The organism is Streptomyces griseochromogenes, assembly GCF_001542625.1.
Classification (GTDB): Bacteria; Actinomycetota; Actinomycetes; order Streptomycetales; family Streptomycetaceae; genus Streptomyces; species Streptomyces griseochromogenes.
On the sequence record NZ_CP016279.1, the window covers coordinates 2065573 to 2079195 of the forward strand.

Here is a 13623-nt window from a genome sequence, read left to right on the forward strand (position 1 = left end):
TTCCGGTTCTCTCCCTGAAGGCCTCATGCCCCCGACCCTCGCCTCGCTCGTCCACCACTCCGCGCTCAAGCTGACCGTGCGCGCCGGCGAGGACCATCTCGACGTGCCCGTCCGCTGGGCACATGTGAGCGAGCTGGCCGATCCCGTGCCCTACATGGAGGGCGGCGAGCTGCTGCTGATCACCGCGCTCAAGCTGGACGCGGAGGATCCCGAGGCGATGCGGCGGTATGTGAAGCGGCTGGTCGGCGCGGGTGTCGTAGGGCTGGGCTTCGCGGTCGGCGTGAACTACGAGGAGATCCCCGACGCCCTCGTGGACGCCGCCGAGGAGGAGGGGCTGCCGCTGCTGGAGGTGCCGCGCCGCACCCCCTTCCTCGCCATAAGCAAGGCCGTGTCCGCGGCGATCGCGGCCGACCAGTACCGGGCCGTCACGGCGGGCTTCGCCGCCCAGCGCGAGCTGACCAAGCAGGCCCTCAGCGCCGGACCCGAGGGCCTGCTGGCCGCGCTCGCCGCGCAGGTCGACGGATGGGCGGCACTGTACGACGCCTCGGGCGCCGTGGTCGCCGCCGCGCCCGAGTGGGCCGGGCGCCGGGCCGCCCGGCTCACCGCCGAGGTCGAACGGCTCCGGGAGCGGCCCGCACCGGCCTCCGCGGTGGTCGGCGGGCCCGACAACCCCGACGGCCAGGACCGGGTGGAGCTGCACTCCCTGGGGACGGGCCGGCGCCCGCGCGCCGCCCTCGCCGTCGGCACGGCCGCCGCCCTCGGCACCGCCGAGCGCTACGCCGTCCACTCCGCGATCGCCCTGCTCACCCTCACCACCGAACGCTCCCGCTCCCTGCACGAGGCCGAGCAGCGCGTCGGCGCCGCGGTGCTGCGCATGCTGCTGGCCGGCGAGCCGGACCACGCCCGGGCCGTCGCCGGGAGCCTGTACGGGGGGCTGCTCGACGCGCCGTTCCGGATCATCGTCGCGGAGTCGGCGCCCGGCTCGGCCGCGCGGGCGGACGGCGACGCGCTGGGCGGCATCGCCGAGGCCGCCGAGTCGGCGGCGGCGCGTGCCGGGGAGGCCGTGCTGGTCGTACCCGAGGGGGAGCGGCTGGTGGTGCTGGCCGCGGACGGGGGCGCGGCGGTGGCCGCGTGTGCCGCGTACGCGGCGACGCTGGAGGCCGGGCGGGCCGTACCCGAGCAGACGGCGGGCGACGAGGCCGAACTGGTCGTCGGTCTGTCGGCGCCGGCCGGACCGATCGCCGCGGCCGCGGCCTACAAGCAGGCCGAGCAGGCGCTGTCGGTGGCCCGGCGGCGGGGGCGGGTGCTGGTGGAGCACGAGCAGCTGGCGGCGGGGTCCGTGCTGCCGCTGCTGGCCGACGACGCGGTGAAGGCGTTCGCCGACGGGCTGCTGCGGGCGCTGCACGAGCACGACGCGACGGGGCGCGGCGATCTGGTCGCCTCCCTGCGGGCGTGGCTCTCCCGCCATGGCCAGTGGGACGCGGCCGCGGCCGATCTCGGGGTGCATCGGCATACGTTGCGGTACCGGATGCGCAGGGTGGAGGAGATCCTCGGGCGCTCGCTGGACGATCCCGACGTCCGGATGGAGCTCTGGCTGGCATTGAAGGCCACGTCCCCGGAGTGACCGTCCCAGGCGGGCTCCGCCCCCTGGACTCCCGGCCCGTGCCCACCCACCACCCGACTCGGTCGGCCGAGAAGCGCGCCTCAGGCGTCTCGGCCCCGTCCGGCAAGACTCGCGACCCCAGCCCCCCCACCACGCCAAACCGGAGCGTCACCCACCCCCACCAGTACGACACGGACAAGCGACCGCCGCGCGCCTCCGCCCTACCGTGGACCACGAACCGTAAGAACACCCCCAACGCGGAAGGGCCGGGACTCACATGACTTCCACCTACGCCTTCTGGCTCGCCGGCCGCCAGGTCACCGGCGAGGACACCTTCGACGTCACCTCCCCGTGGGACGGCCGGCTCGTCGGCAAGGTCAGCGTGCCGACCGACGCCCAGGTCGAGGAGGCCGTGGCCGCCGCGTACGCCGTGCGGGACGAGTTCGCCGCCACCCCGGCGCACGTCCGCGCCGCCGCCCTCGACCACGTCAGCAAGCGCCTGGTCGAGCGCACCGAGGAGATCGCCCAGCTGATCTCCGCCGAGAACGGCAAGCCGATCAAGTGGGCCCGCGGCGAGGTCGGCCGTGCCGTGTCCGTGTTCCGGTTCGCGGCCGAGGAGGCCCGCCGGTTCAACGGCGGCGAGGCCCAGCGGCTCGACACCGACCTCGGCGGCCAGGGCCGTCTGGCGCTGACCCGCCGCTTCCCGAAGGGCGTCGTCCTCGGCATCGCGCCGTTCAACTTCCCGCTGAACCTGTGCGCGCACAAGGTCGCCCCGGCCATCGCCGCCGGCGCCCCCATCATCCTGAAGCCGGCTCCGGCCACCCCGCTCTCCGGCCTGATCATCGGTGACCTGCTCGCCGAGACCGACCTGCCCGCCGGCTCCTGGTCGATCCTCCCGGTCGCCAACGACCGCATGCCCGCCCTCGTCCAGGACGAGCGCCTGCCGGTGATCTCCTTCACCGGTTCCGAGAAGGTCGGCTACGCGATCATGGACTCGGTGCCGCGCAAGCACTGCACCCTGGAGCTGGGCGGCAACGGCGCGGCCGTCGTCCTCGGCGACTTCGCGAGCGACGCGGACCTGGACTGGGCCGCGACCCGCATCGCGACCTTCTCCAACTACCAGGGCGGCCAGTCCTGCATCTCCGTGCAGCGCGTGATCGCGGACGCCACCGTGTACGACCGGCTCCTGCCGCGCATCGTGGCCGCCGTCGAGGCCCAGGTCACCGGTGACCCGACCGACGACAAGACCGATGTCGGCCCGCTGGTCAGCGAGGACGCCGCCAAGCGCGTCGAGTCGTGGGTGGACGAGGCGGTCGCCGCCGGCGCCAAGCTCCTCACCGGCGGCAAGCGTGACGCCGCCTCCTACGCGCCGACCGTCCTCACCGAGGTGCCGGCCGACACGACGATCTCCTGCGAGGAGGTCTTCGGCCCTGTCCTGACGGTGCAGAAGGTCGACGGCGAGGCCGAGGCGTTCGCCGCCGTCAACGAGTCCAAGTACGGCCTCCAGGCGGGCGTGTTCACCCACGATCTCCAGGTCGCCTTCCGCGCCCACCGCGCTCTCGAGGTCGGCGGTGTCGTCATCGGCGACGTCCCGTCCTACCGCGCCGACCAGATGCCGTACGGCGGCGCCAAGCAGTCCGGTGTGGGCCGCGAGGGCGTGAAGTTCGCGATGGACGACTACACATACGAGCGCGTGCTGGTCCTCACCGGTCTCGCGCTCTGACCTGCCACGGACAGGTCGGCCGAACGGCCGCAGCCCACTGTGCGGGGGCTGCGGCCGTTTCGTGTACCCGGGGAGGCGCCGGTCCGCGCGCGCCCGGCGGTACTGCCTGGGTAAAGGATTCGACATCTACAGTTCAATAACCTTGTCCTGTGCATGACTCGCCCGGTGGGATGCGCATGACCACTTCGTCCGACTCAGGACGTCTCAGGGCCACTCAGGGGAATTCATGCACATAGCCCGTACCGGGCGCGGCGTCGCGGCATCCGCGGCCGCCACCGCCGCCCTCGTCGCCGCCGCGCTGGCGACCACCTCCCAGGCCGGCGTCACCGCTGCCGCGCCCGCCCCCGTACCGCACACCAAGGCGGTTCCGGCCATCGCCGGCCACAATCTGGCCCACGGCGTGTCCAGCCCGCTCTCCATCGCGCAGTGCCAGACCAAGTGGCACATCAACTGCTACACCCCGCTCCAGTACCGCAAGGCGTACAACCTCAACCCGCTGTACCGCCAGGGCGTCACGGGCAAGGGGCGCACCATCGTGATCGTCGACTCGTTCGGTTCCCCGACCGTCCAGCACGACCTCGACGTCTACAGCAGGCAGTTCGGCCTGCCCAGCACCAAGGTCAAGGTGGTCAAGTGGGGTCACGTCCCCGCCTTCGACCCCAAGAACTCCGACATGACCGGCTGGGCCGGCGAGACCACGCTGGACGTCGAGATGGCCCACGCCGTCGCGCCCGGCGCCAAGATCGTCCTGGTGGAGACGGCGGTCTCCGAGACCGAGGGCACCACCGGCCTGCCGGAGATGATGTCCGCCGAGAAGTACATGATCGACCACGGTGTCGGCGACGTCATCACCCAGAGCTTCGGCGCCACCGAGAACACCTTCCCCGGTTTCGGCAGGGGCGACTTCACCAGCATCAAGAAGCTGCGGTACGCCTTCCAGGCCGCCGACCGCAAGCACGTGACCGTTCTCGCCTCCTCCGGCGACGGCGGCGCCACCGACCTCATGACGGACGGCAAGACGTACTACAAGAAGCGCGTCAACTCCTGGCCGTCCTCGGACCCGCTGGTCACCTCCATCGGCGGCACCCAGCTGCACCTGAACGACAAGGGTGAGCGCGTCAAGCCGGACAGCGTCTACAACGACTACGGCGCGGGCGGCGGCGGCCAGTCCCACGTTTTCTCGCGGCCGTCCTTCCAGAACGGCGTGAAGAACCTGGTCGGCGCCCGCCGCGGCACCCCGGACATCTCGATGGCCGCCGCGGTCAACGGCGGCGCCTGGGTCTACTCCAGCTACGACCCGACCGCCACCGGCTGGGACGTCTCCGGCGGCACCAGTGAGGCGAGCCCGCTCTTCTCGGGCATCGTCGCCCTCGCCGACCAGGTGGCCGGCCACCGCCTGGGCAACATCAACACGTCGCTGTACGGCCTCCTGGCCCGGCACAGCCGGAACACCGGCATCGTCGACGTCAACGACGGCACGGACAACAGCTACAAGGACGTCACCGGCTACAAGGCCGTCAACGGCTACGACATGGCCACCGGCGTGGGCACGGTGGACGCCCTCCGCTTCGTACCGGCCCTCGCGAAGGCCCGCCACCAGGGCTGACGCTCCGCGGATCGCTCCGCTCCCCAGGACGGCCCGGGTTGCGCACCCGGGCCGTCCGCTCGTCCGGCCCCGTAACCCGCGCCGCCGATATCCGTTGCGCCCGGCATGGGCGAACTCCTGGATCCCTCGTACGGCGTGCCGGACCTCTCCGAGCCGCGCCTGCCGCTCTTCACCCCGGCGGAGGCACACGAACTGCTCGACGTCCTGCAGCACTTCGGCACGACCGACCACGACTGGGGAGCCCGGGCCCGGCACTTCGCGGCGGAACTGGCGGTCCGGCTGCCGTCGGTCGACGCGTAGGGATCCGCCGCCGCAGCGGGACCGCCGGCGCGGGCACGCCCGGCGGTCACAGCGGCACCGTGACCCTCACCGTCCGTCTGACGTGAGAGAGACCGGGATCGGTGTGAGACTGGGCGGGGAAGGGGTGATCCCCGTGTCGGACCCACACGCGTCCGCCGGTTCCGACACCGCCGTCGACGAGAATCGGCTGGAAGAGCTGATCATCGAGGCGCAGACGGCCCTGCCGGTCGAACTGCCGGCCCTGGCGAACCGGTGCGCTGCGGCCCTCGGCCTGGACACCGCGCTGATCTACCTCGCCGACCTGCAACAACGACTGCTCATCCCCCTCGACGAAACCTTCGAGCCGCTGCCCGTGGACGGCTCGTCGGCCGGCTGGGCGTACCGCACGGTCTCCCCGCGGGTGGTCGACGCCGACGACGGCTTGATCGTCTGGATGCCCCTGATCGACTGCGCGGAGCGGCTCGGCGTGCTGGCGGTGCGGACCAGCTCGCTCGACGGGGCGCGGATGCGCCGCAGCCGGATACTGGCCCATCTCTTCGCCATGCTGATCACCTCCAAGCGCACCTACAGCGACTGGCTCGCCGCCCGCACCCGCACCGCGACCATGACGCTGCCCGCCGAGATGCTGCGGGCCTTCCTGCCGCCGCGCACCGTCGGCAGCGGCAGATGCGTCTCGACCGCGGTCCTGGAACCCGCGTACGACATCGCCGGCGACGCCTTCGACCACTCGGTGGTCAAGAACGTGCTGAACACCATGATTCTCGACTCCATGGGGCACGACCTGGCCTCCGGCCTGACCGCGTCGGTCGCCATGGCCGCGGCGCGCAACGCCCGCCGCGGCGGCGGCAGCGACCTGACCGAAATCGTCCGCTCTGTCGACCAGGCCATCGCCCAGTGGCTGCCCGACCAGTTCTGCACCGGCGTGCTGTGCCGGCTCGACGCGATGACGGGGGAGCTGCGCTGGGTCAATTGCGGTCACCCGCCGCCGCTGCTGATCCGTGCCGAGCGGGTGCTCGACGGGGCGCTGGACAGCACCCCGCAGCCGCCGATCGGTCTGGCCGGGCAACTCGCCGCGCCGGCCCGGCAGGTCCACGAGACGACACTGGAACCGGGCGACTGCGTGCTGCTCTACACCGACGGTGTCGTCGAGGCCCGCGACGCGGACGGTGCGGAGTTCGGCCTCGACCGGTTCACCGACTTCATCATCCGTTTCTCCGCCGCCGGCCAGCGCCCGGCCGAGGTGCTGCGGCTGCTGATCAACGCCATCGTCGACCACCAGCGCCATCGACTGCGGGACGACGCGACGATCCTGCTCTTCGAATGGCACCCGCACTAGTGCTAGCTCATGGGAATCATTTTCATGTAGCCTGGGTCGCGGCGCAGGCCTGCCGCCCTTCGAAGAGGCCCGGCACCGCTGCCTTCCGGTGCCGGGCCTCCTCCCTGCGCCGGGCTTCCCCGGAGGCAGAGGCAGGGTGGCGCCGGCCCGCTCGACACCAAGTCCTACTCCGTCGACATCGACTGAGTATCCGCTGAACGGACGCGCGAGGGGTGGTGGGGTCGCCCCGTTTCGGGTACCAACGATCCAGTAGCACCGATCGGTAACGAGCGGTCCCCCATCATCCTCTTCGCGGCGAGGTGAGCCTCATGTCCGCCCCCACCACCCAACGCACGACCGTCTCCGAGCGCGAGGCCCGTCAGGTGGCGGAGGCCGCCCGGGAACAGGACTGGCGCAAGCCCAGTTTCGCCAAGGAGCTGTTCCTCGGGCGCTTCCGGCTCGACCTCATCCACCCCCACCCGCTCCCGGACCCGGAGAGCGTGCGGCGGGGCGAGGAGTTCCTCGCCGAGCTGCGCGCCTTCTGCGAGAGCACGATCGACTCCGCCCGCATCGAGCGCGAGGCACGCATCCCCGACGAGGTCGTCGCGGGCCTGAAGGAACTCGGCGCGCTCGGCATGAAGATCGACCCCAAGTACGGCGGCCTCGGTCTCACCCAGCTGTACTACAACAAGGCCCTCGCCCTGGCCGGCTCCGTCAGCCCCGCGGTCGGTGCCCTGCTCTCCGCCCATCAGTCGATCGGCGTACCGCAGCCGCTGAAGATGTTCGGCACCCAGGAGCAGAAGGACGCCTTCCTGCCCCGCTGCGCCCGCACCGACATCTCCGCCTTCCTGCTCACCGAGCCGGACGTCGGCTCCGACCCGGCCCGTCTCGCCACCACGGCCGTCCCGGACGGGGACGACTACGTCCTCGACGGGGTGAAACTGTGGACCACCAACGGGGTGGTCGCCGACCTGCTCGTCGTCATGGCGCGGGTGCCGAAGTCCGAGGGGCGCAAGGGCGGCATCACCGCCTTCGTGGTGGAGGCCACCGCCGAGGGCATCACCGTCGAGAACCGCAACGCCTTCATGGGCCTGCGCGGCATCGAGAACGGCGTCACCCGCTTCCACCAGGTCCGGGTCCCGGCAGCCAATCGCATCGGCCCCGAGGGCGCAGGCCTGAAGATCGCGCTCACCACCCTCAACACCGGCCGGCTCTCGCTGCCCGCGATGTGCGCCGGCTCCGGCAAGTGGTGCCTGAAGATCGCCCGCGAATGGGCGGCCGAGCGGGAGCAGTGGGGCAAGCCCGTCGCGCTGCACGAGGCCGTCGGCTCCAAGATCAGCTTCATCGCCGCGACGACCTTCGCCCTGGAGGCCGTGCTCGACCTGTCCTCGCAGATGGCCGACGAGGACCGCAACGACATCCGCATCGAGGCCGCCCTCGCCAAGCTCTACGGCTCCGAGATGGCCTGGCTGATGGCCGACGAACTGGTCCAGATCCGCGGCGGCCGCGGCTACGAGACGGCCGAGTCGCTGAAGGCCCGCGGCGAACGGCCCGTCCCGGCCGAGCAGATGCTGCGCGACCTGCGCATCAACCGCATCTTCGAGGGCTCCACGGAGATCATGCATCTCCTCATCGCCCGCGAGGCCGTCGACGCCCACCTGTCGGTCGCCGGCGATCTCATCGACCCCGACAAGTCCCTGTCGGACAAGGCGAAAGCGGGCGCGAACGCGGGCGTCTTCTATGCCAAGTGGCTGCCGCGGCTGGTCGCCGGACCCGGCCAACTGCCGTCCTCGTACCACGAGTTCAAGCGCGAGACCGACCTGTCCGGGCATCTGCGCTACGTCGAGCGGCACGCCCGCAAACTGGCCCGCTCCACCTTCTACGCCATGTCCCGCTGGCAGGGCCGGATGGAGACCAAGCAGGGCTTCCTCGGCCGGATCGTGGACATCGGCGCGGAGCTGTTCGCGATGAGCGCGGCCTGTGTGCGCGCCGAGCGGCTGCGCGGTGAGGGCGAGCACGGCCGCGAGGCCTACCAACTCGCCGACGCCTTCTGCCGCCAGGCCCGCATCCGGGTGGCGGAACTCTTCGGCCGGCTGTGGGCCAACACCGACGACCTCGACCGCAAGGTGGTCAAGCAGGTGCTCGGCGGGGCCTACGAGTGGCTGGAGGAGGGCATCATCGACCCGTCCGGGGACGGCCCGTGGATCGCGGATGCGACCCCCGGACCGTCCGCACGGGAGAATGAACGGCGCCCCTTCGGCGCCTAGGCCGTTTCCCCGTGGACCGGGGCGGCCGGGGCTCAGACGCCCCAGGTGCCCTGGTCCACGGCGCAGTTCCAGCCCGTGCCCCTCAGGGTGAACTTCACCTTGTAGGAACGGGTGTTGAGCAGGTGCGTGGGCACCTTCAGACCGAGACTGGCCTTCTTCTTGAGCGTCGAGGCGTACACGGACACCGTCTTCGACGTGTTCTTGGTGACCTTGCCGCCGGTGGCCCTGGCGTGGCCGAAACGGATGTTCTTGACGTCCGTGACGGTGAACGTGACCTTTCCGAAGTTCTTGGTGGTGCTCTTGTTCTTGATTCCGAAGTAGAGGCCGCCGTTGGTCACCCAGCCGTGCGAGTCGACGTAGAAGCGGCTCGGGTAGACGAGGTCGATCGGGCAGCCGCCGGCCTGCGGCGTCCGCGCCGTGTGCGGCGCGGCCGAAGCGGCGGTGCCGAGGCCGAGTTGGGCGGCGGTGACCAGCCCTGCCGTGGCCAGGACGGCTGCGGTCGTGCGTGTGCGGTTCATCGTGGTGACTCCTCCCCGTTGGGGGCCCTGTTGGACGGGCCGAACAGGAAGGATGCCATCCTTGGTGGCCGAAAGCGCGCCATTTGCCGCAGTGTTGAACTGTCACCCATGTGCCGGACGTGGGCACGCCGCTCCCGGTACGCGTCCGACCCGGTGTCCGGGCCGCTGCCGGAGTTCTCGATCTGTGCCCACTCGGTGCTCAGGTTTGTGTCGGACCGGTTGTCCACCGGCCCGGGACCGAAATGTGATCACGGGATCTTCACCGTGACTTTACAACGGGAAAACCACTCCATCCGGCGACGAAAGCTGTTAACGCACCCGCCCGAGGGATGCCCTGTCCTGGCGGCCGGCACTTGCGGCAACAATGGAGGGATGACCGACAGTCCCGCCAGTCCGGCGCCCCTCGCCGATCCGCACCTCGTCTACGACCCCCTCGCGGCCGACGGCCCGAAGGACGTGGTGATCCTCGGCTCCACCGGGTCCATCGGAACCCAGGCCATCGACCTCGTGCTGCGCAACCCCGACCGCTTCCGGGTCACCGCCCTCTCCGCGCACGGCAGCCGCACCGCCCTCCTCGCCGAGCAGGCGCACCGCCTGCGGGTGCGGACCGTGGCCGTCGCCCGCGAGGACGCCGTACCGGCCCTGCGCGAGGCGCTGGCCGAGCGGTACGGCGCCGGTGAGCCGCTCCCCGAGATCCTCGCCGGACCGGACGCGGCCACCCAGGTCGCCTCGTCCGACTGCCATACCGTTCTCAACGGCATCACCGGATCCATCGGCCTCGCGCCCACCCTGGCCGCCCTGGAGGCGGGCCGCACCCTCGCGCTCGCCAACAAGGAGTCGCTGATCGTCGGCGGCCCACTGGTCAAGGCGCTCGCCAAGCCCGGCCAGATCATCCCGGTCGACTCCGAGCACGCCGCGCTCTTCCAGGCGCTCGCCGCCGGCACCCGCGCCGATGTGCGCAAGCTGGTCGTCACCGCCTCCGGCGGCCCCTTCCGCGGCCGCACCAAGGCGGAGCTGGCGAACGTCACCGTCGAGGACGCCCTGGCCCACCCCACCTGGGCGATGGGCCCGGTGATCACGATCAACTCGGCGACCCTCGTCAACAAGGGACTGGAAGTCATCGAGGCCCATCTCCTCTACGACATTCCCTTCGACCGCATTGAGGTCGTCGTGCATCCCCAGTCGTATGTTCACTCGATGGTCGAGTTCACCGACGGATCCACGATCGCCCAGGCGACGCCCCCCGACATGCGCGGGCCCATCGCCGTCGGCCTGGGCTGGCCCGAGCGCGTCCCGGACGCGGCGCCCGCCTTCGACTGGAGCAAGGCCTCCACCTGGGAGTTCTTCCCGCTGGACAACGAGGCCTTCCCCTCGGTGAACCTCGCCCGGCACGTGGGGCGGCTCGCGGGCACCGCCCCGGCGGTGTTCAATGCGGCCAACGAGGAGTGCGTCGAGGCCTTCCGCACCGGCGCGCTGCCCTTCAACGGCATCATGGATACCGTCACCAGGGTGGTCGAGGAGCACGGCACCCCGGTCACGGGAACTTCACTCACCGTTTCGGACGTCCTCGAAGCGGAGACCTGGGCACGGGCCCGGGCACGCGAACTGACAGACCGGACGGCAACCGCGGAGGCGCGTGCATGACGACCTTGATGTTCATCCTCGGCATAGTGGTCTTCGCGGTCGGCCTGCTCGTCTCGATCGCCTGGCACGAGCTGGGGCACCTGTCCACGGCCAAGCTCTTCGGCATCCGCGTCCCGCAGTACATGGTCGGCTTCGGCCCGACCGTCTGGTCGCGGAAGAAGGGCGAGACCGAGTACGGCATCAAGGCGGTCCCGCTCGGCGGCTACATCCGCATGATCGGCATGTTCCCGCCCGACGACGCCGGCCGGATCTCCGCCCGCTCCACCTCGCCGTGGCGCGGCATGATCGAGGACGCCCGCTCGGCGGCCTTCGAGGAACTCAAGCCCGGTGACGAGACGCGCATGTTCTACACGCGCAAGCCGTGGAAGCGCGTCATCGTCATGTTCGCGGGCCCGTTCATGAACCTGATCCTCGCGGTCGCCCTGTTCCTCACCGTGCTGATGGGCTTCGGCATCCAGCAGCAGACCACGACCGTCGCCTCGGTCTCGCCCTGTGTCATCGCGGCGAGCGAGAACCGCGACAGCTGCAAGAAGTCCGACGCGCCCTCCCCGGCCGCGGCCGCCGGCATGAAGAACGGCGACAAGATCGTCTCCTTCGACGGCAAGCCGACCAAGGACTGGAACACGCTGTCCGACCTCATCCGCGACAGCGCCGGCAAGGAGGTGGCCGTCGTCGTCGACCGCAAGGGCCAGGAACTGACCCTGCACGCGAAGATCGCCACCAACCAGGTCGCCAAGAAGGACTCCAGCGGCACCTACGTCCAGGGCCAGTACGTCAAGGCCGGCTTCCTGGGCTTCAGCGCCGCCACCGGCGTCGTCCAGCAGGACTTCGGCGACTCCGTGACCTGGATGACCGACCGGGTCGGCGACGCGGTCGACTCCCTGGTCGCTCTGCCCGGCAAGATCCCGGCCCTGTGGGACGCGGCCTTCGGCAACGGCCCGCGCGAGCCGGACTCCCCGATGGGCATCGTCGGCGCGGCCCGGATCACCGGCGACATCGCCACCCTGGACATCCCCGCCTCGCAGCAGGTGGCCATGTTCGTCTTCGTGCTGGCCGGCTTCAACCTCTCCCTGTTCCTGTTCAACATGCTCCCGCTGCTCCCGCTCGACGGCGGGCACATCGCGGGCGCCCTGTGGGAGTCGCTCAGGCGGAACGTGGCGCGGGTGCTGCGCCGGCCGGACCCCGGTCCGTTCGACGTGGCCAAGCTGATGCCAGTGGCCTACGTGGTGGCCGGGATCTTCGTCTGCTTCACCGTCCTGGTGCTCATCGCGGACGTGGTCAACCCGGTGAAAATCTCCTAGCCATCGCAGGTTCGAGGCGGCCTGGAACGCTGTGTTCCGGGCCGCCTTCCATTGAGTGGGTTTGCCGGGTGGGATGTGCTGGCGCGGGGCCCGGTGCCGTAACCTCGAAGCCTGGAGCCCGCCGTTCACGGGACCGGACCTTGATCCACGACTTGGGGTTGCACAGCAGATGACTGCGATTTCTCTCGGCATGCCGTCCGTTCCGACCAAGCTCGCCGAGCGCCGGAAGAGCCGGCAGATCCAGGTCGGATCCGTGGCGGTCGGCGGAGACGCGCCCGTCTCGGTCCAGTCGATGACCACGACCCGCACGTCCGACGTGGGCGCCACCCTGCAGCAGATCGCCGAGCTGACCGCCTCCGGTTGCCAGATCGTCCGCGTGGCCTGCCCCACCCAGGACGACGCCGACGCCCTCGCGACCATCGCCCGCAAGTCGCAGATCCCGGTCATCGCGGACATCCACTTCCAGCCCAAGTACGTCTTCGCCGCGATCGAGGCCGGCTGCGCCGCCGTGCGCGTCAACCCCGGCAACATCAAGCAGTTCGACGACAAGGTCAAGGAGATCGCCAAGGCCGCCAAGGACCACGGCACCCCGATCCGTATCGGCGTCAACGCCGGTTCCCTCGACAGGCGCCTGCTGCAGAAGTACGGCAAGGCGACCCCCGAGGCCCTGGTCGAGTCGGCCCTGTGGGAGGCGTCCCTCTTCGAGGAGCACGACTTCCGGGAGATCAAGATCTCCGTCAAGCACAACGACCCGGTCGTCATGATCGAGGCCTACCGCCAGCTCGCCGAGCAGTGCGACTACCCCCTCCACCTCGGCGTCACCGAAGCGGGCCCGGCCTTCCAGGGCACCATCAAGTCGGCCGTCGCCTTCGGCGCCCTGCTCTCCCAGGGCATCGGCGACACCATCCGCGTCTCCCTGTCGGCCCCGCCCGCCGAGGAGGTCAAGGTCGGCATCCAGATCCTGGAGTCCCTGAACCTCAAGCAGCGCGGCCTGGAGATCGTCTCCTGCCCGTCCTGCGGCCGCGCCCAGGTCGACGTCTACAAGCTCGCCGAAGAGGTCACCGCCGGCCTGACCGGCATGGAGGTCCCGCTGCGCGTCGCCGTCATGGGCTGCGTCGTCAACGGCCCCGGCGAGGCCCGCGAGGCCGACCTCGGTGTCGCCTCCGGCAACGGCAAGGGCCAGATCTTCGTCAAGGGCGAGGTCATCAAGACCGTCCCCGAGTCCAAGATCGTGGAGACCCTCATCGAGGAGGCCATGAAGCTCGCGGAAAAGATGGAGGCCGAGGGCGTCGTGTCCGGCGAGCCGTCCGTGTCGGTGGCGGGCTGAGGTCTCAGTGGGGCCGCGC

General features: G+C 70.8%; 10 protein-coding genes. 9 read left to right on the top strand and 1 reads right to left on the bottom strand.

Annotated elements, in window-relative coordinates:
• Nucleotides 1-25 precede the first annotated feature (25 nt).
• The 6 genes from AVL59_RS09485 to AVL59_RS09510 all read left to right on the top strand — a co-directional run bounded on the left by AVL59_RS09485 (nucleotide 26) and on the right by AVL59_RS09510 (nucleotide 8814).
• Complete coding sequence (locus tag AVL59_RS09485; protein WP_067301508.1) at nucleotides 26-1624, top strand: PucR family transcriptional regulator; 1599 nt, start codon at nucleotides 26-28, stop codon at nucleotides 1622-1624.
• A 256-nt stretch (nucleotides 1625-1880) separates the two neighbouring features.
• Nucleotides 1881-3326 (top strand): aldehyde dehydrogenase family protein, encoded by a 1446-nt coding sequence (locus tag AVL59_RS09490; protein ID WP_067301510.1) that lies wholly within the window; start codon nucleotides 1881-1883, stop codon nucleotides 3324-3326.
• Nucleotides 3327-3552: 226 nt separating this feature from the next.
• Nucleotides 3553-4932, top strand: a complete 1380-nt coding sequence (locus tag AVL59_RS09495) for a S53 family peptidase (RefSeq protein ID WP_067301513.1) — start codon at nucleotides 3553-3555, stop codon at nucleotides 4930-4932.
• 105 nt (nucleotides 4933-5037) lie between these two features.
• Entirely contained in the window at nucleotides 5038-5232 is a 195-nt protein-coding gene (locus AVL59_RS09500) for a hypothetical protein (RefSeq protein ID WP_067301515.1), read from the top strand.
• A 133-nt stretch (nucleotides 5233-5365) separates the two neighbouring features.
• On the top strand, nucleotides 5366-6568 hold the full coding sequence (locus AVL59_RS09505) for a PP2C family protein-serine/threonine phosphatase (protein ID WP_237281462.1): 1203 nt from the start codon (nucleotides 5366-5368) through the stop codon (nucleotides 6566-6568).
• A gap of 308 nt (nucleotides 6569-6876) precedes the next feature.
• Nucleotides 6877-8814, top strand: a complete 1938-nt coding sequence (locus AVL59_RS09510) for an acyl-CoA dehydrogenase family protein (RefSeq protein ID WP_067301520.1) — start codon at nucleotides 6877-6879, stop codon at nucleotides 8812-8814.
• Nucleotides 8815-8846: 32 nt separating this feature from the next.
• Here AVL59_RS09510 and AVL59_RS09515 read toward each other — a convergent pair whose 3' ends face one another.
• Complete coding sequence (locus AVL59_RS09515; protein ID WP_067301524.1) at nucleotides 8847-9332, bottom strand: hypothetical protein; 486 nt, start codon at nucleotides 9330-9332, stop codon at nucleotides 8847-8849.
• Nucleotides 9333-9704: 372 nt separating this feature from the next.
• Between AVL59_RS09515 and dxr the strand changes: the two genes are divergently transcribed.
• The 3 genes from dxr (at nucleotide 9705) to ispG (ending at nucleotide 13604) form a co-directional block, all read left to right on the top strand.
• Nucleotides 9705-10976 carry a 1-deoxy-D-xylulose-5-phosphate reductoisomerase gene (gene dxr / locus AVL59_RS09520; protein WP_067301527.1) on the top strand — a complete coding sequence of 424 codons (1272 nt, stop codon included), beginning with the start codon at nucleotides 9705-9707 and terminating at the stop codon, nucleotides 10974-10976.
• Nucleotides 10973-12277, top strand: coding sequence for a M50 family metallopeptidase (locus AVL59_RS09525; RefSeq protein WP_067301529.1), 1305 nt, complete (start codon nucleotides 10973-10975; stop codon nucleotides 12275-12277). Before dxr ends, AVL59_RS09525 begins: the two co-directional genes overlap by 4 nt.
• A gap of 169 nt (nucleotides 12278-12446) precedes the next feature.
• Complete coding sequence (gene ispG, locus AVL59_RS09530) at nucleotides 12447-13604, top strand: flavodoxin-dependent (E)-4-hydroxy-3-methylbut-2-enyl-diphosphate synthase (RefSeq protein WP_067301532.1); 1158 nt, start codon at nucleotides 12447-12449, stop codon at nucleotides 13602-13604.
• Nucleotides 13605-13623: the final 19 nt, after the last annotated feature.